Annotated in this window: 17 protein-coding genes and 1 tRNA gene; 7 read left to right on the top strand and 11 right to left on the bottom strand. The window is 51.8% G+C overall.

What is annotated here, in order from left to right; all coding sequences use genetic code 11:
- Window positions 1-83 precede the first annotated feature (83 nt).
- Entirely contained in the window at window positions 84-983 is a 900-nt protein-coding gene (locus QWY30_RS00475; RefSeq protein WP_290237268.1) for a cation diffusion facilitator family transporter, read from the top strand.
- 7 nt (window positions 984-990) lie between these two features.
- Here QWY30_RS00475 and QWY30_RS00470 read toward each other — a convergent pair whose 3' ends face one another.
- Window positions 991-1947 (bottom strand): sulfurtransferase, encoded by a 957-nt coding sequence (locus QWY30_RS00470; RefSeq protein ID WP_290237267.1) that lies wholly within the window; start codon window positions 1945-1947, stop codon window positions 991-993.
- A 218-nt stretch (window positions 1948-2165) separates the two neighbouring features.
- Between QWY30_RS00470 and QWY30_RS00465 the strand changes: the two genes are divergently transcribed.
- From QWY30_RS00465 to QWY30_RS00450, 4 genes are read left to right on the top strand one after another with little or no spacing between them, the layout of a single operon-like run.
- Complete coding sequence (locus QWY30_RS00465) at window positions 2166-3881, top strand: nitrite/sulfite reductase (RefSeq protein WP_290237266.1); 1716 nt, start codon at window positions 2166-2168, stop codon at window positions 3879-3881.
- Window positions 3878-4639 (top strand): uroporphyrinogen-III C-methyltransferase, encoded by a 762-nt coding sequence (gene cobA, locus QWY30_RS00460; RefSeq protein ID WP_290237265.1) that lies wholly within the window; start codon window positions 3878-3880, stop codon window positions 4637-4639. Before QWY30_RS00465 ends, cobA begins: the two co-directional genes overlap by 4 nt.
- Complete coding sequence (locus tag QWY30_RS00455) at window positions 4636-5052, top strand: sirohydrochlorin chelatase (protein ID WP_290237264.1); 417 nt, start codon at window positions 4636-4638, stop codon at window positions 5050-5052. Before cobA ends, QWY30_RS00455 begins: the two co-directional genes overlap by 4 nt.
- Window positions 5036-5488 carry a DUF934 domain-containing protein gene (locus QWY30_RS00450; protein ID WP_290237263.1) on the top strand — a complete coding sequence of 151 codons (453 nt, stop codon included), beginning with the start codon at window positions 5036-5038 and terminating at the stop codon, window positions 5486-5488. The genes QWY30_RS00455 and QWY30_RS00450 overlap by 17 nt, the downstream gene beginning before the upstream one ends.
- Window positions 5489-5527: 39 nt before the next feature.
- On the opposite strand, the gene QWY30_RS00445 is transcribed toward QWY30_RS00450, so the two are convergent.
- The gene (locus tag QWY30_RS00445) at window positions 5528-6499 is read right to left on the bottom strand and encodes a Bug family tripartite tricarboxylate transporter substrate binding protein (RefSeq protein ID WP_290237262.1); all 972 of its coding nucleotides are present in this window, start codon (window positions 6497-6499) and stop codon (window positions 5528-5530) included.
- Between the two features lie 36 nt (window positions 6500-6535).
- Window positions 6536-7312: an alpha/beta fold hydrolase gene (locus tag QWY30_RS00440; RefSeq protein ID WP_290237261.1), complete on the bottom strand. Its 777-nt coding sequence runs from the start codon at window positions 7310-7312 to the stop codon at window positions 6536-6538.
- A 475-nt stretch (window positions 7313-7787) separates the two neighbouring features.
- Here QWY30_RS00440 and QWY30_RS00435 point away from each other — a divergent pair, with 475 nt between their 5' ends.
- Window positions 7788-9119 carry a glycosyltransferase family 4 protein gene (locus QWY30_RS00435; RefSeq protein WP_290237260.1) on the top strand — a complete coding sequence of 444 codons (1332 nt, stop codon included), beginning with the start codon at window positions 7788-7790 and terminating at the stop codon, window positions 9117-9119.
- A gap of 327 nt (window positions 9120-9446) precedes the next feature.
- On the opposite strand, the gene QWY30_RS00430 is transcribed toward QWY30_RS00435, so the two are convergent.
- From QWY30_RS00430 to ppk1, 6 genes are all read right to left on the bottom strand, one after another.
- Window positions 9447-9523 (bottom strand) — tRNA-Pro (locus tag QWY30_RS00430).
- A gap of 30 nt (window positions 9524-9553) precedes the next feature.
- Window positions 9554-10336, bottom strand: a complete 783-nt coding sequence (pstB, locus tag QWY30_RS00425; protein WP_290237259.1) for a phosphate ABC transporter ATP-binding protein PstB — start codon at window positions 10334-10336, stop codon at window positions 9554-9556.
- Between the two features lie 15 nt (window positions 10337-10351).
- Window positions 10352-11203 (bottom strand): phosphate ABC transporter permease PstA, encoded by an 852-nt coding sequence (gene pstA / locus QWY30_RS00420; protein WP_290237258.1) that lies wholly within the window; start codon window positions 11201-11203, stop codon window positions 10352-10354.
- Entirely contained in the window at window positions 11200-12186 is a 987-nt protein-coding gene (gene pstC / locus QWY30_RS00415; protein ID WP_290237257.1) for a phosphate ABC transporter permease subunit PstC, read from the bottom strand. The genes pstA and pstC overlap by 4 nt, the downstream gene beginning before the upstream one ends.
- Before the next feature lie 90 nt (window positions 12187-12276).
- A complete protein-coding gene (gene pstS / locus QWY30_RS00410; protein ID WP_290237256.1) occupies window positions 12277-13302 on the bottom strand; it encodes a phosphate ABC transporter substrate-binding protein PstS in 1026 nt (341 codons plus the stop codon).
- A 100-nt stretch (window positions 13303-13402) separates the two neighbouring features.
- A complete protein-coding gene (gene ppk1, locus QWY30_RS00405; protein ID WP_290237255.1) occupies window positions 13403-15487 on the bottom strand; it encodes a polyphosphate kinase 1 in 2085 nt (694 codons plus the stop codon).
- 158 nt (window positions 15488-15645) lie between these two features.
- Here ppk1 and ppx point away from each other — a divergent pair, with 158 nt between their 5' ends.
- Complete coding sequence (ppx, locus tag QWY30_RS00400) at window positions 15646-17133, top strand: exopolyphosphatase (protein ID WP_290237254.1); 1488 nt, start codon at window positions 15646-15648, stop codon at window positions 17131-17133.
- Window positions 17134-17197: 64 nt separating this feature from the next.
- On the opposite strand, the gene glmM is transcribed toward ppx, so the two are convergent.
- Complete coding sequence (glmM, locus tag QWY30_RS00395; RefSeq protein WP_290237253.1) at window positions 17198-18550, bottom strand: phosphoglucosamine mutase; 1353 nt, start codon at window positions 18548-18550, stop codon at window positions 17198-17200.
- A 2-nt stretch (window positions 18551-18552) separates the two neighbouring features.
- Entirely contained in the window at window positions 18553-19392 is an 840-nt protein-coding gene (gene folP / locus QWY30_RS00390; RefSeq protein WP_290237252.1) for a dihydropteroate synthase, read from the bottom strand.
- Window positions 19393-19408 lie beyond the last annotated feature (16 nt).

The raw sequence follows: 19408 nt of genomic DNA, 5'->3' as shown, positions 1-19408 counted from the left end.
GTATGATTGAGGAAATCGCGTGAGAGGGACGATCTCCGATGAATCAACCTGCATCGCACAACCAAAATTGAGAATAAAAATAGATGAGTGAGCATCACCACCATGCCCCGGTTCAATATAGCAAACTATTTGCCATCGGCATTGGACTCAACTTGGTTTTTGTCGCTGTGGAGGCGTTCTACGGCTGGCAAGCTGGCTCATTGGCCTTGCTGGCCGATGCAGGTCACAATCTAAGTGATGTAGGAGGTTTGCTCCTAGCATGGGCAGCTTATGCAGCCGCAAAAATCAAACCCAGTGCAACGCGAACGTTTGGCTGGCGAAAGGGCTCCATCATCGCCAGTTTTTTCAATGCGATCATTTTGCTTGTCGCGATGGGGTCACTCGGTTGGGAGGCGATTAGCCGGCTCAATGAACCTGCGGTCGTCGACTCAAAAGTGGTCATTGTTGTCGCGGCGATTGGCATTGTCATTAACAGCATCACCGCCTGGCTTTTTGTTTCTGGCAGCAAAAAAGATCTCAATATACGCGGTGCCTTCATACATATGGCCGCAGACGCTTTGGTCTCACTGGGGGTCGTGATTTCTGGTCTCGTCTCGCTGTGGAAAGGCTGGACCTGGGTCGATCCCGTCAGCAGCATTTTGATTGCTTTGGTGATTATTATCGGAACGTGGTCATTATTCCGCCAATCTCTGCATCTGCTCTTCGATGGTGTACCAGAGGGTATTGAGTTGCAGTCCGTCTCAAACGCTCTTCAAACTGTACCCGGGGTCAGTGGGCTGCACGACTTGCATATCTGGGCGACGAGTACGACACAAGTCGCCCTGAGCGTACACTTGGTCAGTGACAGCGTCACTCACAACAAGGTCGATATCTTGAAATCCGCAACAACCTTGCTCCATGACAAATTCGATATCGAGCATGCAACGATTCAGATCGAGTCTTTGGAGTATGCCTCGACTTGCGAATTAAATACACAAGGATAGATAGCACTTATCTATATAACCCTTGAGTTGCTACGGCAAGCGGATAACGTACAAAATTTCGGTCAGACCATTGCCACATCGAACCTGCATAATTTTTTACCTGATAACCATAATCGTGGAGTATGGCCATCACCCAGGCGGATCTAAAACCCCCTGAACAATAAACGATGATCTCGTTTTGATCCGAAATTCCATGTTCCGAGAGAAGATGTGTGATTTCTCCTCTCGACTTCAAGGATCCATCGCTTTTCAGAAAAGACTTGAACCAGATATTGATTGCCCCTGGCAAATGACCTCCTCGATCTTCGCCATACGGTGTTTGACCCGCATACTCCCTGGTTTCACGAACATCCAAAAACACCACATCAGGTTGACCGATTTTGTGTTTGACCTCCTGAATCGATGCCTGCAACGCAGGAACATCTGCCCCTGTAAATGGCGCAGCAACCTGATTGTGCGTCTTCACAGGCATACCCACTTTTTCGAGGGCACTCAGCCCTCCATTGATCATGACTGCATTCGCATGACCCCATCTGCGCAGCGCCCACACCACACGCCCATCCTCGCCCCAGCCATTTTCCCAATCACCCAGAACAACAACGGGACTAGAGTCGTTCACACCGAGTAGAGAAAGCTTGCGAATACCCACTGCAAAAGATAGAGGAATCCCCTTCTCAGACATGGCAGTCCTTGAGAGATCGTGCCAAAGAAGCGAAATCGAACCTGGTGGAGAGGATGATTTAAGTTTGAGTGGAGTCGCCCGTGCATCAATGACAAGCGCTCCATCATCAATCATTTTTTTTGCTTGATTTGCATCCACAATCCACTTGCTGGTGCTTATGTCAGCATGGGTCTGCATCGGTGATGAGGGCTCGACCTCGCCTGCGAACCACTCAGCGAGAAGAGTGGAAGCCGCCAGCAGGGTCGCGAGAAAAATGAAAGATAGAGACTTCTGATGTTTCACGTTGATTCAGCTTCAAAGATCAATCGTACAAGCCAGGATTGCAAGGTACTGACAAACACTCTATGTGCTCAGGAGTCAAATACAAAATACCGATTGCTGATTTACATATCGCCCAATCAACTTATGAAAATCATGTATTTGATTACATCCATTCGATATTGGACTAGGTCTCTGCATGATCTCTAAGATAGTGGTTCACCACTATCTTTGGCCGAACCATGTACCAGGCAAGTGAATTCGATATCAGCCGTTTAAAAGAGCGCGCCACCCAACTCGGTGCCCAAATCGTTAGAAACAAAGAAGGTTTTCTGACTGATGACCAGCTCAAACCCTTGCGTCTTCAAAATGGTCTGTATATTCAGCGACATGCGCCTATGCTTCGTATTGCCATCGCATACGGAATGTTGAACAGCGCGCAGCTTAGAGCGCTTGCACAAGTCGCACGACGCTATGATCGCGGCTATGGTCACTTCACGACGCGACAGAATCTTCAGTTGAACTGGATTTCTGTCGACGATACTCCGCTTGCGTTATCCGATCTTGCTGAGGTGGGCTTGCATGGCATTCAATCCAGCGGTAATTGCCTACGCAACATCACGAGTGACGCCTTAGCGGGTATCGCACCCGATGAATTGCTTGATCCCAGACCGTATGCCGAACTATTACGCCAGTGGAGTACGTTTCATCCAGAATTCGCCTTCCTGCCACGTAAATTCAAAGTTGCTTTGACTGGTACTCCCGAAGACCGCGCGCTCGTTCAGATTCATGACCTGGCCTTTGAAGTCGTCGATGTCCAACCTGTTGTCACCTTCAGAGTGCGGGTGGGTGGTGGTCTTGGACGTACGCCAATACTCGGTCCTGTCTTGCGTGAGCGTCTGGAATGGTCTGATCTGCTGAGTTACACGCATGCCATCATGCGTGTGTATAACGAACTTGGCAGACGTGACAATCTCACTAAAGCGCGCATCAAAATATTAGTCCGTGCGACCGGTATCGATGTTTTCCGTCAAATGGTGGAGCAGGAATGGGAACAACATAAAAATGGCCCCCACAAGCTTCCTGATGCTGAGCTTGCACGGATCAAATCGTCTTTCGTTGAACCGGACTGGTCAATGGGACATCCTATCAATGCGTCGGAAGTCAACCTGACCGGACCTGCGCTCACCGCATGGAATCGATGGCGCGCACGTAATGTGTTACCTCATCGGCGGCCTGGCTTTGCTGCCGTCCTGATTGCATTGAAAGGGGCAGGACGTCCACCTGGTGACGTGACCAGCCAAGAAATGGAGGCTATCGCCAATATTGCCGATACCTACAGTCAAGGCTACATCCGAGTCAGTCACTCTCAAGACCTGCTGTTACCTGCCGTCAAGGAATCGGACCTGCCCGACCTGTATGAATCTCTCAGGCAGCTTGGTCTGGCGGACTCTTTGGGTGGTCTGATTGGTGATCTGGTCGCCTGTCCTGGCGGCGACTATTGCGCATTAGCCAATGCCAGATCATTACCGATCGCAGAGGAGATCTCTAAACGTTATGCGGATCTTGATGCCCAGGAAAATATCGGCCCTCTTGACCTCAGAATCTCCGGATGCATGAACAGCTGCGGTCATCATCATGTCGGACACATTGGCATTCTGGGTGTCGACAAGGATGGCGCAGCGTTTTATCAGCTCTTGCTTGGAGGGCACTCTGGTCATGGCGCTCCAGCGACGCTTGGCACCATCATCGGAAGAGCATTTGCCGAGGATGAAATAGCCGATGCGGTTGAACAAGTACTGGATACCTATCTTGAGCATCGGTTACCGGGGGAAACATTTCGCTCTTCGGTCGATCGGCTAGGCAAAGACCTCTTCGCCGCGAGTGCTGACACCATTCGAATCTCGACCATACGAAACGCTCCTGGCTTAAGTCTGAATGCTGGAGAGTCCCCGTGAGTCGCGTCACGCTGATTGGAGCGGGGCCCGGCGATCCTGAGCTACTCACCAGAAAAGCATGGCGTTTGCTGAGTTTGGCCGATGTGGTGTTGCATGACGCGTTACTGGATGTCGAAGGCATGAAAGAAGCGGCACCCCATGCTCAATGGGTATATGTTGGAAAACGTTTAGGCCGCCTGTCTGTCGAACAAGAATTTATCTGCCGCTTAATCGTGTCCTATGCCAAGCAAGGACTGAATGTGGTGCGCCTCAAAGGGGGAGATCCAAGCATTTTTGGTCGCATGGCGGAAGAGATTGCCGCCTGTCAAGCAGCCCAAATCACAGTTGAGGTCGTACCTGGCATCACATCAGCCTGTGCGGCAGCAGCTCAACTCCAGACGAGTCTGACCTTGCGAGGTGTTTCCAGGAGCGTGGCATTTGTCACCCCGCGTGTCGGAAAACGCTTGACGGATACCGACACAGAATGGCTTGCCGTCAGTCTGGCCGCAAACACTGTCGTACTTTATATGGCAAGTGCGCAATCTCAGACCCTCGGACAACAGCTCATCGCAGGAGGAAAATCCTCAGATACTCCCGTATGCGTTGTTGAGAACGCCAGTCTGGAGGGTGCTTGCCTGCATATGACCTTGCGCGAACTTGCAGACAACGCCCTGCCTGATCTACCAGGTCCAGTATTACTGATGCTTGGGGAAGCATTTTCCAGGGCAAATCAAACGCATCTGGAAGAACGTGCACAACTATGTGCGATAGGCTCATGATGCATCACAAAACCGGAATCCTGTTATTGGCCCACGGCTCTCGCGATGAACAATGGCGACAGCCCTTTTTAGAAATTCAAAATGAAGTTTCTCATTTGCATGGTGGCCCGGTCAGCCTCTCATTTTTAGAGCATATGAAACCAGCATTCGCGGACTGCGTCATTGAGCTTGCAAAGCGCGGGGTCACAACGATCAGGGTCGTCCCTTTATTTCTCGCTACAGGTGGACACATCAGAAGCTGTGTGCCGCAACTAGTCTCTCAGGCACAAATCGCACATCCGGAGCTCTCGTTTCAGACACTTCCGCCTTTGGGTGAGAGTCGTGCGCTGATTTCAGCTTTTGCGCATTTTGCAATCTCCGCGACTGTCAATGCGGAGAACCCACCGAGCCCGATCCATGAACAAAATGACTGATCCCACACAAAATCCTCAAGATCTATTCATTTGTGATCTTTCTGGAAGCTTGATTCAAAAACTCACAGATTGCGATGCTGTGATTGATCCAGCAGCATTCATTTCGAGCGATGACTCGACGGACACCATTAAAAAAATCCACCACTGGATTGAAAAGCATCCCAGCGTTCATGCCCTTGAAATCAGAATACCGAAATTTACGGATGGCAGAGGTTTTTCTCTTGCCGCACGCTTTCGTGAAGCGGGTTTTAAGGGTGAGCTTCATGCCTCAGGGGACATTACTCAGGATTTAATATTTTTATTGCGTCGTGTCGGATTCACCCATTTCCATCTTTCGCTCAAAGCAAACGAAAAAATCAACAGTGCTGTCCTCACCCCTTTCGCAGCGCACTACCAAGCCGGCCAAGATGGAAGCGCTGCCGGTGGATCGCATTAAAGACGCCATCTGAAGCTTGGCGAGCCTGATTTCAAATGATCAGTTATTCGTCGCCCCTGTGCTACTGACAACGGCCTTCCATTTAGGAATCTCTGCCAGAATCAAGGCCGAAAACTCCTCTGGCGTTGAGTGTGTCGGCTCAATGCCTAAATTGAGGAGCTGTTTGCGCAGTTCAGGATCAGCCATGGCCTTGATCGTTGCCTCATTCAAGCGTTTAATCACCTGTGGCGGCGTACCGGTGGGCACAACCAGTCCCAACCAATTCAATACTTCGTAGCCTTTCAATCCAGACTCAGCAATTGTTGGCGCCGCGGGCAACACCGCCATGCGCGCGGGAGAGGTCACGCCTAAGACTTTGACCTTGCCGCTGCGGATATGATCCTCGTAAACGGAGTAAGAGTCGAAAGTCATATTGACCCGACCTGCCAGCAAATCCGTCACAAGCGGTGCGCTACCCTTGTAAGGCACATGAAGCATTTCGACCCCGGCCATGGTGCCAAAGAGCGCGCCAGAGATGTGGCTAGAACTACCATTCCCCGCTGAACCATAACTCAACATACCTGGATTTTTTTTAGCCAATGCGATGAGCTCAGCGATGGAGTTGACCGGCACATTGGGACTCACCATCAAGACTCGCGGAGTCATGTGCGTCAGACTCACGGGTGCGAAATCTTTGACCGGGTCATAGCGCAAATTTGGATATAAGGAGACGTTGATTGCCATGGTACCCATGTTGGCAAATAAGATCGTGTATCCATCCGCTGGAGATTTTGCGACAAGTTCGCTGGCCGTGCTGCCACCTGCCCCACCCCGGTTGTCGATCACGATTGGCTGACCCAGCTCCTGACCGAGTTTGACTGCCATGCCTCTGGCCATAATATCGGCCGCCCCGCCAGGCGGAAAGGGCACAACGAGTCGAATCGGCTTGTCCGGATAAGCTGCAAAAGCATGACAACTCAGACCAATCATCGCGAACAATACGAGTGTCTGACGTCTTAAAAATCCCAGCATTTTTTTGTCTCCCGAATATTTTTTTCAAACTAATTTTTATGTATGGATGGACTGCATAAACTGAACAATAGCGTCTGTCACCGCCTGAGGCTGCTCAGGTATAAGTGCGTGACTTGCATCCTGAATACGCACCACTTTAACCCGATCGCCCCCGAGCTCCTTGGATAAGGCATATGCAGTTTCCAACGGAGCAAATGGGTCCTGCCCCGCCTGAAGATCCAGGATCTGTGCCTGACCCGCATGCCACCACTGTTGGCGTGGACAGGCTTGGCTGGCCTGTCTTTGCATCTTTGCGACTTCGGGATACCACCCTGCCAACCAGGGGCGGGCATCATGTCCCGGAGCAAAAAAAGCCTGTTGCAAGGATGACAAGCGCTGCTCATCACTGAACTGCGTATCCATGCAAGTATCGATGTGCCGAGCCAGCTCGGGACGGATCGTATTGTGCGCGGCTGCGATCAGCACGACCGCTTTCACGCGCTCAGGGTAACGAGTAGCAACATTACGCGCGACCCAATTACCGAATGCATGCCCAGCGAGAACAACCGGTTCGGTCGTCAAGGTCTCAATGACGTTCAGGATATCGTCCGCCAGATCATCGAGGCTGACACCGTCCATGGGTCCGATGCTCTGCCCAATCCCCCTGGGGTTGGGCAAACACACGGAAAAACCCTGCTCGGCGATGCTACGCGCCAAATCCTGCATGTCCTCAATACCCCGTCCAAGTGATGGCAGGATGACAAGCCAGGGGCCGTGGCCGATTGTAAAGATTTCTATGGTTGCCGCATGAGACTGAACAAGTCGTGTGTTCATCTTAAATTTGCATAAAATGCTGACCATCTTATTTAATAATTTTCATGCTAGCATGAAGCAGATCCATCAAATAAGGATTGAAATTGCCAATCGCGACAGACCCTAATTCCAGTTCGCTTTATAAGATACCAATAGCCCTTTTGTGCGGCTCCAACCCTTAGTCATGCAGATAGCAAACGTACTGGCAAGCATCGACTATTAAAATTCAAGCTTTTTCCAAATGAGCTGTATGAGGTCCCAATCGAAGGCGAACTTACTCGACCTGCGTTTAGAGTTGTACTGAACTGATCATCTAAAAAAGCCCTTAGCCAACACAAACTTGTGTTTTTCGTAGAGCTTTTTTCTTTACCCAAAGGCCAACCCTTTCTGCATGTAAAAGTTGCCCGCAGCGGCAAATTCGGATCTTAGGTGTTGAATATTTAACTAGACCCCGATTGTAGGGTAACGCTTAATCTAGGCAGATAGAGGTCAATGAATGTTTGCAAGACGTATATACGATCTTTTAACGAGCGATCCCCTTAAGCGAGCATTCAAATCCGTCGCTAAAAAATTCCCAGCAATCGACATTGTTGTCCGCAAAGTACAAGTCTTACTCTTTGACTTGTTTGCTTCTAAGCAGCGCGTGATTCATCATCGAGATCCCTCTTGCACCAACATGCTTTTTGTTGACGTATCGTTTTTAGTGTTGGAAGATCACAAAACGGGTATACAACGCGTCGTACGTAGTATTTTGCTTGAATTGCAGCAACAGCCACCCGCCGGATATGCCATCCAACCCGTTTATGCAGATCCACATTTTGGCTATCGACCCGCGCAATTATCTACCGGTATAGATCAGTCCTTTTCCTTGACCAAAAGCTCTGGGCTACACACAATTTCCATTTGCAAGGGCGATATATTTTTGGGGTTGGATTTCGCATGCACGGCCACCCTGAGAGAAGCCGAGTACTTATCTGCTATTAGAAACGAGGGGGTTAAGGTTTGTTTCGTCATTTATGACTTACTTCCCGTTCAATTTCCCCAATATTTCACACCCTCAAGCGAAGCGTTTCATTCGCGTTGGCTCAAAACCTTAAGTCAATTCGACGGTGTCATATGTATCTCACAAACTGTTGCGAATCAATATCGCCAATGGCTCAACGCCAACAATCTGAACCCTTCGCCAGATTTCCGTATTGATTATTTCCATTTAGGCGCTGATATTCAACATTCGGCACCGACTAAAGGTCTTCTTCCTGATCACGCAGGATTTCTTCAGTTACTTCGTCAGCGTCCAACATTTTTAATGGTCAGCACATTAGAGCCTCGTAAAGGTTACGGACTAATTCTTAATGCTTTTACTGAACTTTGGCGTGAAGGCAAACAGACAAATCTCGTCATTGTTGGCAAGGCGGGCTGGAATATCGATGCGCTCATATTAGCTTTACATAACCATCCTGAGTTCGGTCAACGCCTTTTTTGGCTTGAAGGGGTAAGCGATGAGTCTCTGGAACAGTTATATGCCGCAAGTGCTTGCCTAATTGTCGCAAGCGAGGGGGAGGGTTTTGGACTACCCATTATCGAAGCCGCGAAACACGGCTTACCCGTCTTATTGCGTGACATACCTGTATTTAGAGAAGTTGCCGGCCAGGCAGCCACGTATTTCAAAGGCGAAAGCACGCAAGATACGGCTGAGGCTATTGCGGCTTGGATGGAAGCATTCCAAGCCGGTACGCACATCAAGAGCGACGCCATTCAGTACAACACATGGAAGCAAAGCGTGGAGCAAATGATCCATGCATTGCTTCCCACGAAGACGAATCGATGAGCGGGCTAGAACGTCCTTTGGATGTGATGAAAATGCTTGTTGGAGAGGCCTTGATCACGCCATCACCGAAATGTATCTACACATTCAAATACGAAATGCGAGACTGTTCAAGGACTGGTGAAATACTTCGTACCAAGTTTTAAATCCTAATCGTTTGCGTGGTCGGTAGATCAAACGCTACTTGACATGCGAAAAGGGAAAATAACTTGGGTTCGGAATGACAAATCGAACTCGAGCCAGACGAACCTTTAAATTTGTGTACGGGTAAGGTTTGCTTACTAAAAAAAACGGGTTACAGACTTTTGATCTGTAACCCGTTGGTATGACTGGTCGGGGCGGTGGGATTCGAACTCACGACCCTCTGCTCCCAAAGCAGATGCGCTACCAGGCTGCGCTACGCCCCGAAGACCGACAATATACCAGAAATTTGGAAATCAGCCAAAACGGCCGGTAATGTAATCCTCGGTTTCCTTACGCTTGGGTTTGACGAAAATCTTGTCTGTCTGACCAAACTCCACGAGCTCGCCCAAATACATAAAAGCAGTGAAATCCGAGACCCGGGCGGCCTGCTGCATATTGTGCGTGACGATCGCGACGGTGTATTCGGATTTCAGCTCATGGAGCAACTCTTCGATTTTGCCAGTCGAAATGGGGTCGAGCGCCGAGGTTGGCTCATCGAACAAAATCACCGAAGGTTTGACCGCGACCGAACGGGCAATGCACAAGCGTTGTTGCTGACCACCCGAAAGGGATAGACCGCTCTGATTGAGCTTGTCTTTCACCTCGTTCCACAGCGCACCCTTGGTCAGGGCCCACTCAACTCGGGCGTCCATATCGGCTTTGCTCAAGTTCTCATACAAGCGTACGCCAAAGGCAACGTTGTCATAGATCGACATGGGAAAGGGTGTCGGCTTTTGGAACACCATGCCGATCCTGGCACGCAGCATATTCAGATCCTGTTTCGGATCAAGGATATTTTCACCGTAGAAATTGACTTCGCCCTCGGCGCGCTGACCAGGATAGAGGCTATACATACGATTGAGCGCGCGCAGGAGCGTTGATTTACCGCAACCAGATGGACCGATAAAAGCGGTCACGCGATGCTCGGCGATATCCAGATCAATATTTTTCAGACCCTGGAATTTTCCGTAGAAAAAGTTCAGACCGCGCACCTCGAGGGCATTCTTCAACGGCGCGGCAGTAGCTTTATTATTCATAAAAGATCCAGAAAGTTAACCAACAGTGCGGTCGCGGAACACAACGCGCGCAATGATATTCAGTACAAGTACGGTCAGCGTGATGAGCAAGGCGCCCGCCCATGCCAGACTGACCCAGTTGTCATAGGGACTCATCGCAAACTGGAAAATCACCACAGGTAAATTCGCCAGCGGTGCGTTCATGTTGGTCGAGAAAAATTGGTTATTCAGCGCTGTAAAGAGCAAGGGAGCCGTCTCTCCGCTGATACGCGCCAACGCAAGAAGCAAACCGGTCATGACGCCTGCGCGCGCCGCACGCAAGGTCACATAGTTTGTCACTTTCCAGCGAGGCGCACCCAGCGCGAAAGCAGCCTCTCGCAAACTTCCTGGCACCAGACGCAGCATATTTTCTGTCGTGCGCAACACCACGGGAATCGCGATCAGGGAAAGCGCGAAAGATCCCGCCCAGCCCGAGAAGTGCTTAACCTGTGCAACCAACACAGCATAGACAAACAACCCGAGCACAATCGATGGCGCGGACAACATAATGTCAGTCACAAAGCGGGTGACCGAAGCCAGCTTGTTGCCATCGCCGAATTCAGCCAGATAGACGCCGGCGAAAATCCCGATCGGCGTGCTGATCAATGCACTGACTCCAATCATCATGAGGCTGCCGACAATTGCGTTGGCCAGACCACCACCTTCTGAACCGGGCGCCGGGGTGGATTCCGTGAAAATTGCGACGCTTAGACCCGCGAAGCCATTTTTAAAAAGGATAAATAAAATCCAGAGCAAGACGAACAATCCCAGGCCCATGGCAAACATGGACAGTGATAGACCGAGGGTATTGACGAACTTGCGACGACGATAGATGTTTGGATTCATCATGTTTTGGCCCCTTGGGCTTTTTCAGTTCGCAAAATCATGATTTTGGCCAGAGCCAGCACGATAAAAGTAATGACGAACAAGAGAAAGCCGAGTGCAAATAAGGTCGAAAGGTGGAAGTCATCTGCCTCGCCAAACTCATTAGCCAGTGTGGAGGCAATCGAGGTACCTGGCGCAAACAAAGATTCGCTGATGCGCTGTGAGTTACCAATCACGAAGGTCACCGCCATCGTCTCGCCCAACGCGCGTCCCAAGCCCAGCATGATGCCGCCGATCACACCCTTTTGGGTGTAGGGCAACACGATGTAACGCACCACTTCCCAAGTCGTACAGCCCAAGCCATAAGCAGACTCGCGCAAGATCGGTGGCACGATGGCGAACACATCGCGCATCACGGCAGCGATAAAGGGCAGCACCATGAACGCCAGAATAATACCGGCGGCCAGAAGACCGATGCCGTTCATCGCCCCTCCGAACAAAGGTCCGATGATGGGCATTTGACCGAGCGTGGATTGCAAAGCCGGCTGGCCGTATTGAGCAAACAACGGCGCAAAAATAAACAGTCCGAACATGCCGTAGATGATCGAAGGCACCGCAGCGAGCAACTCGATGGCCGTACCCAGCGGGCGACGTAACCAGACCGGACACATTTCAGTTAGAAACAACGCAATACCGAATGCCAACGGCACGGCGATTAACAAGGCAATCGCTGAGCTCACGAGCGTGCCATAAATCGCGATCGCGGCTCCAAAGTCCTCGTTGATGATGTCCCATTCAACGGTCCAGATGAAGTCGATTCCAAATTTTTTGAATGCTGGCCATGCACTGATCATCAGCGAGACCAGAATGCCTGCAAGCGCGACTAGCACCAGCACGGCAAACAACATGGTGACTTTATGGAAAAAAAAGTCCTGAATACGCTGCTTTTTGACCACCGCCATCATGCGTGGGTCCAACATGCCGCTCGTCGTTGGGGGCGTACCCATCTACTACTCCTTAGAACCGAATGTCCAGACCCACCGGGCCTGGACAGACTGATTTGAGACTTTGAAACATCATCTCAGTTTGGATAGAGCTTAGTGCTTGATCTGTGACCAGACCTTTTGAGCGATGGCCGAAGTCAAGACATCTGGCAACGGCACATAGTCCAGATCCAGCGCGAGCTGCTTGCCATCTTTGAACGCCCAGGAGAAGAACTTGATCACGTCTTTAGAGGCTTGCTTGTCAGTCGGCTCTTTGTACATCAGGACAAAGGAAGCACCTGTGATGGGCCAGGCGGCTTCGCCTTTTTGCTCAACCAGGGAAATACCCATGCCCGGTACGCTAAACCAGTCGGCACCTGCTGCGGCAGCGGCAAAGGTGGCCTCGCTCGGATTGACGTATTTGCCATCTTTGTTCATCAACTGAAGGTGCTTGATGTTGTTTTTCTTAGCGTAGGCATACTCGACATAGCCGATTGCGCCTTTGACGCGTGTCACGTTCGCCGCAACGCCCTCATTACCTTTGCCACCAACGGAGCTCGCTGCGGGCCATTTCACTGCGGCACCCTTGCCGACCTTGCCTGCCCAGTCCTTACTGACTTCGTTCAGGTAGTCGGTGAAAATAAAGGTTGTGCCCGACCCATCTGCACGATGAACCACCGTAATCGACTGATTTGGAAGAGTTTTTCCAGGGTTGATCTCGGCAATCTTGGGGTCGTTCCACTTTGTGATGGTGCCCATGAAAATATCGGCCAACAGCTGACCGGTCAATCTGAGCTCGCCGGGTTTGAAACCTTCTAGGTTGGCAACCGGCACCACACCACCGAGGATCACTGGAAACTGGACCATGCCGTCTTTGTCGAGCTGATCACCCTTGACCGGCGCATCAGAAGCACCAAAAGTCACGGTCTTGGCGCGAATCTGGCGCAAACCACCCGAGGAACCAATCGACTGATAGTTCAAACCGACGTTTTCTGCTTTTTTGTAGACTTCCGCCCATTTGGCGAAGATCGGATAAGGAAACGTGGCACCTGCGCCGGTAATGTCGGCAGCTTGCACGGACAACGCGGCAACACTCATGGCGAGGCCGGCGGTCAGGGAAGTCAGTACGCGTTTGATCATTTTTAATCCTCAATCACTATTAATGTAAGTAGTTTCACGCTACAGACTGAATCTTAGGGAACGAAAATGACGTTTTCGTGACAATCCTGAAAAAAACCGCTTATTTGACGTCTGAGCCCAGCTTTTCCATCAAATGCTGGTGCAATGAAAACGGCGCACGACGGTTACGGATCAGCGCATATGTGCCATCGGGCTGTTGCAGCCAGGCCCGCTGGTTATCCCGCAGCGCCTCCGTAAAGGCCTCATCAATCACCCGCTTTTTGAGTAGAGGATTATTGACGGGGAAGGCAATTTCAACTCGCCTGAAGAAGTTTCGGTCCATCCAGTCCGCCGAGGAAAGATAAACAGACTCTTTGCCCTGGTCATAAAAATAAAAGACGCGCGAGTGCTCCAGAAAGCGCCCGACGATGGATCTCACAGTGATGTTTTCAGACAAACCCGCTACGCCTGAGCGCAAAGCACAGACGCCACGCACGATCAAATCGATTTTGACGCCGGCCTGGCTCGCTTTGTAGAGCTCTTGAATCACAAGAGGCTCCAACAAAGAATTCATTTTGGCGAGTATTCGAGACTTTTTCCCTGCACGCGCGGCGCGGGTTTCCGCGCGGATCATGCTGATGACCGTACTGTGCATCGTAAACGGCGACTGCAGCAACATCTTGAGTTTGCGTCGCTCACCGAGTCCGGTCAGCTGAGAAAATACTAGATCCATATCCTCACAAAGCTTGGGATCTGCCGTCAGAAGACCAAAATCCGTGTAGAGGCTTGCCGTACGCAAATGGTAGTTTCCAGTCCCCATGTGACCATAGCGACGGATACGGCCTTTTTCCCGGCGTAGCACCAGCGCCATCTTGGCGTGTGTTTTATGGCCGACGACGCCATACACCACATGCGCGCCGACCTCTTCAAGGCGTGCCGCCCAGTTAATGTTGGTTTGCTCGTCGAAACGCGCCATCAGTTCCACGACGACCGTCACTTCTTTACCCGCCTTGGCTGCCGCAAGCAAGAGATGCATGAGCTCGGAGTCCTCGCCCGTCCGATAAATCGTTTGCTTGATTGCCACGACATCCGGATCGAAAGCCGCCGCAGTCAAAAAATCCAAAACTGGTTTGAAGGACTGATAGGGATGATGAAGAAGCTGGTCTTGGTTGGCAATCGCGTCGAAAATCGCGGGCGAACGTGCCGGCAAGGAGTCAAAAGGCTTGGGCACGCGCCCTTGAAACTCGGGGAAAAGTAAATCCGGCTCTTTAACCAGGTTACAGATTTGCATCAAGCGCGCGACATTCGCGGGACCATTCACCCGATAAGTATCTTCAGCGGTCAGAGAAAACTCTTTCTGTAAAAAAGTTTCAATGTGTGCAGGCGTATTGTGATCAATTTCGAGACGAACGGCCGAACCGAAATTACGCTGGGAGAGTTCGCCCTGAAGGGCCTGGCGCAGATTAGTCACCTCTTCTTCATCGACAAATAAATCACTGTTACGTGTCACACGCCACTGGTAACAGCCCTCCATATGCATGCCGGGAAACAAATCACCGACAAAGGCACGCAAAAATCCGGTCAGCAATATGAAGCCGTGAGGAGAACCGGACACTGCTGGAGGCACCTTGATCAGTCGTGGCAAAGCCCTCGGCGCCTGCACAATCGCGATCGTCGACTTACGACCAAACGCATCGACCCCGGAAAGAGGCACGATGAAATTCAAGCTTTTGTTATAGACCCTGGGGAAAGGATGCGCGGGATCCAGACCGATTGGCGTCAACAGCGGCATCACATCCCTGTGAAAAACCTCTCGCGCCCATTTCCTCTGGGCGGCATTCCAATCAGCCGCCTGGTGAAGCACCACCCCTTCAGCTTTAAGTGCCGGCAAGACCTGCTCGTTGAGCAGAGCATATTGGCGATCCACCAAAACGTGCACCGCCTGCTGGACACGCTCAAAAGCGTCTTCGGCCGTCAGTCCGTCAGGTCCCATCAAATGTGGATGCTGGGCGATCTGAGCCTTGAGGCTCGAGACCCTGATTTCAAAAAACTCGTCCAGATTCGAGCCGACGATACAGACGTAACGTAACCGTTCCAGAGCCGGTGTATCAGGGCGCTCGGCCATCGCCAACACGCGCTCGTTGAACTGCAGCAGCGACAACTCTCGGTTGAAGTAAAGGGGCTCAGCTTTCTTTCTGGCGGGCATCTGGACAAAAACCTATGTGTAGGTATGGAGAGGCATTATTCAAGGCTTTTAGGCACATGATAGCGGCATTTTCGTGCATTCAGCTTATCGTGCCTGTATGACAAACTTTTTACAAGATACCCTTTTATAATGTTGCTATCGCATTTTGGTTTAATTTTATGAAACACCTGTTGGCGGCAGTCGATCTGGGATCCAACAGCTTCAGGCTGTCAATTGGTCGGGTGGCCGAACAAAATGGCGCCAAACACATCTACCAAATCGACCGTCTCAAGGAAACCGTGCGCCTGGCCGCCGGCTTGGACGCCTCCAAAAACCTCAGTCAAGAGGCCATCGACCGGGCTGTCGAGGTTTTGCAACGCTTCGGAGAGCGTCTTCGAAGCTTTCACCCGGACCGCGTGCGCGCAGTTGCGACCAACACTTTTCGCGTCGCCCGAAACGTCGCGGACTTTTTGCCTCTGGCCGAAGCGGCACTGGGCTTTCCAATCGAAGTCATCGCTGGCCGTGAAGAAGCACGCCTGATTTACACGGGCGTGAGTCACACGCTTCCCGTCTCTGCCGAGAAGAGACTGGTCATCGACATCGGTGGCGGCTCAACGGAGGTGATTATTGGCAAAGGCGATGAGCCCATCCTCACCTCCTCGCTTTATATGGGATGCGTGAGCTTTAGCCAAAAATTCTTTCCAGATGGTCGAATCGATGCCCAGAGTATGAAACAAGCTGAGCTCGCCGCCCGTCGCGAAATCGAGGTCATCACTAAACCCTACAGAAAAATGGGTTGGGATATGGCTTACGGTTCATCGGGCACGGCCAAAGCCCTGTTGGCCATCCTGACCGATGGCAAGCTGACGACCGGCGGCATTACCCGGGACGGTTTGGATCGCCTGAAAGCCAAACTCATTCGCTCAGGTCGTGTGATCACAAATGATTTGCCGGGCATCAAGGTGGACCGTGCGGACGTCCTCACAGGCGGCCTGGCCATCATGAGCGCATTTTTTGATGAAATGCGTGTCGACACAATGAAAACCGGTGATGGTGCGCTACGTCTCGGCGTACTCGTCGATCTGGCCGGACGCGAAGAAGCGCATGACCGTCGGGATGAATCTGTCAGTGCTTTTATGAAACGCTATCATGTCGATACGCGGCAAGCCAACCGGGTCAAACGCACTGCGCTGAGTCTGTTTGAAAGCTTGTTTCCCGACCGTAGCCAGCAAGACGAGCTACGACACACATTGAGCTGGGCGGCAGACCTGCACGAGGTCGGTCTTTCCATCGCACAAGCCGGGTATCACAAGCATAGTGCCTATATTCTCAACAACGCGGATATGCCGGGTTTTTCACGAGTTGATCAATTGCATCTCGGGCTGTTAGCACTCGTGCACACCGGCAAACTCGCCAAAGCACAATCGCTGGTCAAGAGCCGTGATCAATGGCTGACAATCCTGTGTCTACGACTTGCAGTGTTGCTCTGTCGACGCAGAGAGGACGTCGCGCGCCTGCCCCTCTCGGTCAGCATCAACGGAAATTCCATCGTGTGCAAAGTGGATAAGAAATGGCTCGCCACGCATCCGCTCACAGACTTTTCATTGCATGGCGAAGAGTCGGAGTGGAGCAAGGTGGGCTTCGATTTTGAATTGATTCTGATCTGAGTCGCGCAAAAAAGAGTCGCGCGAAATAAGTCGCATCAAATGAACAGCGCTGAATGCACAGCACTCAGTTCAGATCAACCGCCGTCAACATTGAAATACCCTGCTCGACCAGACCATGGTCCTCCGCCTCGACCATCAGGCGCAATTTGGGTTCAGTACCCGAAGCGCGAATCAATACGCGCCCGCGCTCACCCAGCATGCGCTCGACTTGTTCCTTGGCGGCGACCAGTCCCGCATGCGCGGTCCAGCTTTTACCCGGCACCCACGGCACGTTGACCATTGTCTGAGGGTACATCCTCAACGTATCGAGCCACTGAGCCAGAGTTTCGCCACTGCGCTGAAGTGCCGCAAGCACTTGCAATGCCGCCACAATGCCGTCACCCGTTGTGTGCGAGTCCAGACACAACAAGTGGCCTGAACTTTCACCACCATAGAGCCAGCCACGGTTACGCAATTGCTCAAGCACGTAACGATCACCCACCTGCGCACGTTCGAAAGGAATGCCAAGTGACTTAAGCTGTTTCTCCAAACCGAAGTTGGTCATCAGGGTTCCGACGACACCTGCCACCGGTCCACGCGCGAGACGCTCACGCACCACTGCAAATAACAACTCATCGCCGTTGTAAACACGACCTGAAGCGTCCACCATCTGCAAACGATCCGCATCGCCATCCAGCGCGATCCCCAGATCAGCACCACGCGCTCGCACTTCGGCGGCAAGACCCTCGGGGTGCAAGGCACCAACGTCCTTGTTGATATTGAATCCGTCAGGAGAAACGCCAATCGCGTGGACCTCGGCGCCCAGCTCACGAAACACATGAGGCGCGATGTGGTAAGCCGCTCCGTTGGCGGCATCGATCACAAGCTTCAGTCCTTTCAAATCCAGATCTGAAGGAAAAGTGCTTTTGCAAAACTCGATGTAGCGCCCGGGCGCATCGTCAATACGACGCGCCCGACCTAGTTTTTCAGAGGGGACACACACCATGGGCTCGTCAATCGCGGCTTCGATTGCGGCCTCAGTCTCATCGGGCAATTTCATCCCTTTCGAGGAGAAAAACTTGATGCCGTTGTCATGATACGGATTGTGCGAAGCACTGATGACGATACCGGCCACCAACCGCCAAGTGCGGGTCAGATACGCGACTGCAGGTGTCGGGAGCGGTCCCGCAAGAAGCACCTCCACACCTGCAGAAGCAAAACCAGCCTCGAGAGCCGACTCCAGCATGTAACCGCTAATCCGAGTGTCTTTGCCGATCAGAACGGTAGGACGACCACTGCGTCCACCCGCGCTTTCATGAGACTGAGACAAAACCTTGCCCGCGGCATACCCTAAACGCAGGGCGAACTCGGCGTTGATCACCTCGCCGCCAACGAGCCCTCGGACACCATCTGTACCGAAATATTTTCTTTTAGACATTATTATTTTTTCGCATCCTCTACTGCATGCCATACCGACAAGGCATCGCGCGTCTCTCTCACATCGTGCACTCTGAGTACACGGGCGCCACGCACCACTCCGGCGAGTGCGGCAGAGATACTGCCTGAAAGTCTGTGATCGACTGACTGTCCAGTCACAGCACCAATCATTGATTTGCGCGACACCCCTAAAACGACAGGATAACCCGTATTCGCAATGACGTTCAAATTGGCAAGCAACTGATAATTTTGTTCGACAGTTTTACCGAAACCAAAGCCAGGATCCAGACTAATACGCTCGGACTGAATACCCAGGGATTCGAGTTGATGAGCTTGTCTGACAAGCTCTGCATGAATGTCATGGACCACGTCGTTGTAATGTGGCTTGGTCTGCATTGTTCGGGGTTCGCCCTGCATGTGCATCACGCATACGCCGCAATGACCATGTCTGGCGACGATACGCTGCGCGGATACATCGCGCATACCTGTGACATCGTTAATGATATCCGCACCCACATCAAGAGCTGCCTGCATGACCTCGGGCTTGCAGGTGTCGACAGAAATCGCCACACCACTGTGCAACAACGCTTTGATCACAGGAATCACGCGCGCGAGCTCGTCTTGTACAGAAACGGGTAAAGCACCCGGACGTGTCGACTCTCCGCCAATGTCCAGGATGTCGGCCCCCTCCTGGATCAGCGTGTGCGCATGTCGAATCGCCGACTCTGTGCGGGCATGTTGCCCGCCATCAGAAAACGAGTCTGGCGTGACATTGACGATTCCCATAAGAATCGGGCGCTTGAGATCAAACTCAAAGCGCCCGCATACCCAGCGTTCAGCCATTGTGCCGGACACTACC

Source organism: Zwartia panacis, from assembly GCF_030410395.1.
Classification (GTDB): domain Bacteria; phylum Pseudomonadota; class Gammaproteobacteria; order Burkholderiales; family Burkholderiaceae_B; genus Zwartia; species Zwartia panacis.
The sequence above is the reverse complement of the archived record's forward strand: the minus strand, read 5'-3'. Positions and strand labels throughout refer to the sequence as shown.

What these genes read in the sequence shown, in the direction of transcription:
- QWY30_RS00475 (WP_290237268.1), top strand. Translation starts at nt 84, where the DNA reads ATGAGTGAGCATCACCACCATGCCCCGGTTCAATATAGCAAACTATTT.
- QWY30_RS00465 (WP_290237266.1), top strand. Translation starts at nt 2,166, where the DNA reads ATGTACCAGGCAAGTGAATTCGATATCAGCCGTTTAAAAGAGCGCGCC.
- QWY30_RS00455 (WP_290237264.1), top strand. Translation starts at nt 4,636, where the DNA reads ATGATGCATCACAAAACCGGAATCCTGTTATTGGCCCACGGCTCTCGC.
- QWY30_RS00450 (WP_290237263.1), top strand. Translation starts at nt 5,036, where the DNA reads ATGAACAAAATGACTGATCCCACACAAAATCCTCAAGATCTATTCATT.
- QWY30_RS00445 (WP_290237262.1), bottom strand. Translation starts at nt 6,499, where the DNA reads ATGCTGGGATTTTTAAGACGTCAGACACTCGTATTGTTCGCGATGATT.
- QWY30_RS00440 (WP_290237261.1), bottom strand. Translation starts at nt 7,312, where the DNA reads ATGAACACACGACTTGTTCAGTCTCATGCGGCAACCATAGAAATCTTT.
- QWY30_RS00435 (WP_290237260.1), top strand. Translation starts at nt 7,788, where the DNA reads ATGTTTGCAAGACGTATATACGATCTTTTAACGAGCGATCCCCTTAAG.
- pstB (WP_290237259.1), bottom strand. Translation starts at nt 10,336, where the DNA reads ATGAATAATAAAGCTACTGCCGCGCCGTTGAAGAATGCCCTCGAGGTG.
- pstA (WP_290237258.1), bottom strand. Translation starts at nt 11,203, where the DNA reads ATGATGAATCCAAACATCTATCGTCGTCGCAAGTTCGTCAATACCCTC.
- pstC (WP_290237257.1), bottom strand. Translation starts at nt 12,186, where the DNA reads ATGGGTACGCCCCCAACGACGAGCGGCATGTTGGACCCACGCATGATG.
- pstS (WP_290237256.1), bottom strand. Translation starts at nt 13,302, where the DNA reads ATGATCAAACGCGTACTGACTTCCCTGACCGCCGGCCTCGCCATGAGT.
- ppk1 (WP_290237255.1), bottom strand. Translation starts at nt 15,487, where the DNA reads ATGCCCGCCAGAAAGAAAGCTGAGCCCCTTTACTTCAACCGAGAGTTG.
- ppx (WP_290237254.1), top strand. Translation starts at nt 15,646, where the DNA reads ATGAAACACCTGTTGGCGGCAGTCGATCTGGGATCCAACAGCTTCAGG.
- glmM (WP_290237253.1), bottom strand. Translation starts at nt 18,550, where the DNA reads ATGTCTAAAAGAAAATATTTCGGTACAGATGGTGTCCGAGGGCTCGTT.
- folP (WP_290237252.1), bottom strand. Translation starts at nt 19,392, where the DNA reads ATGGCTGAACGCTGGGTATGCGGGCGCTTTGAGTTTGATCTCAAGCGC.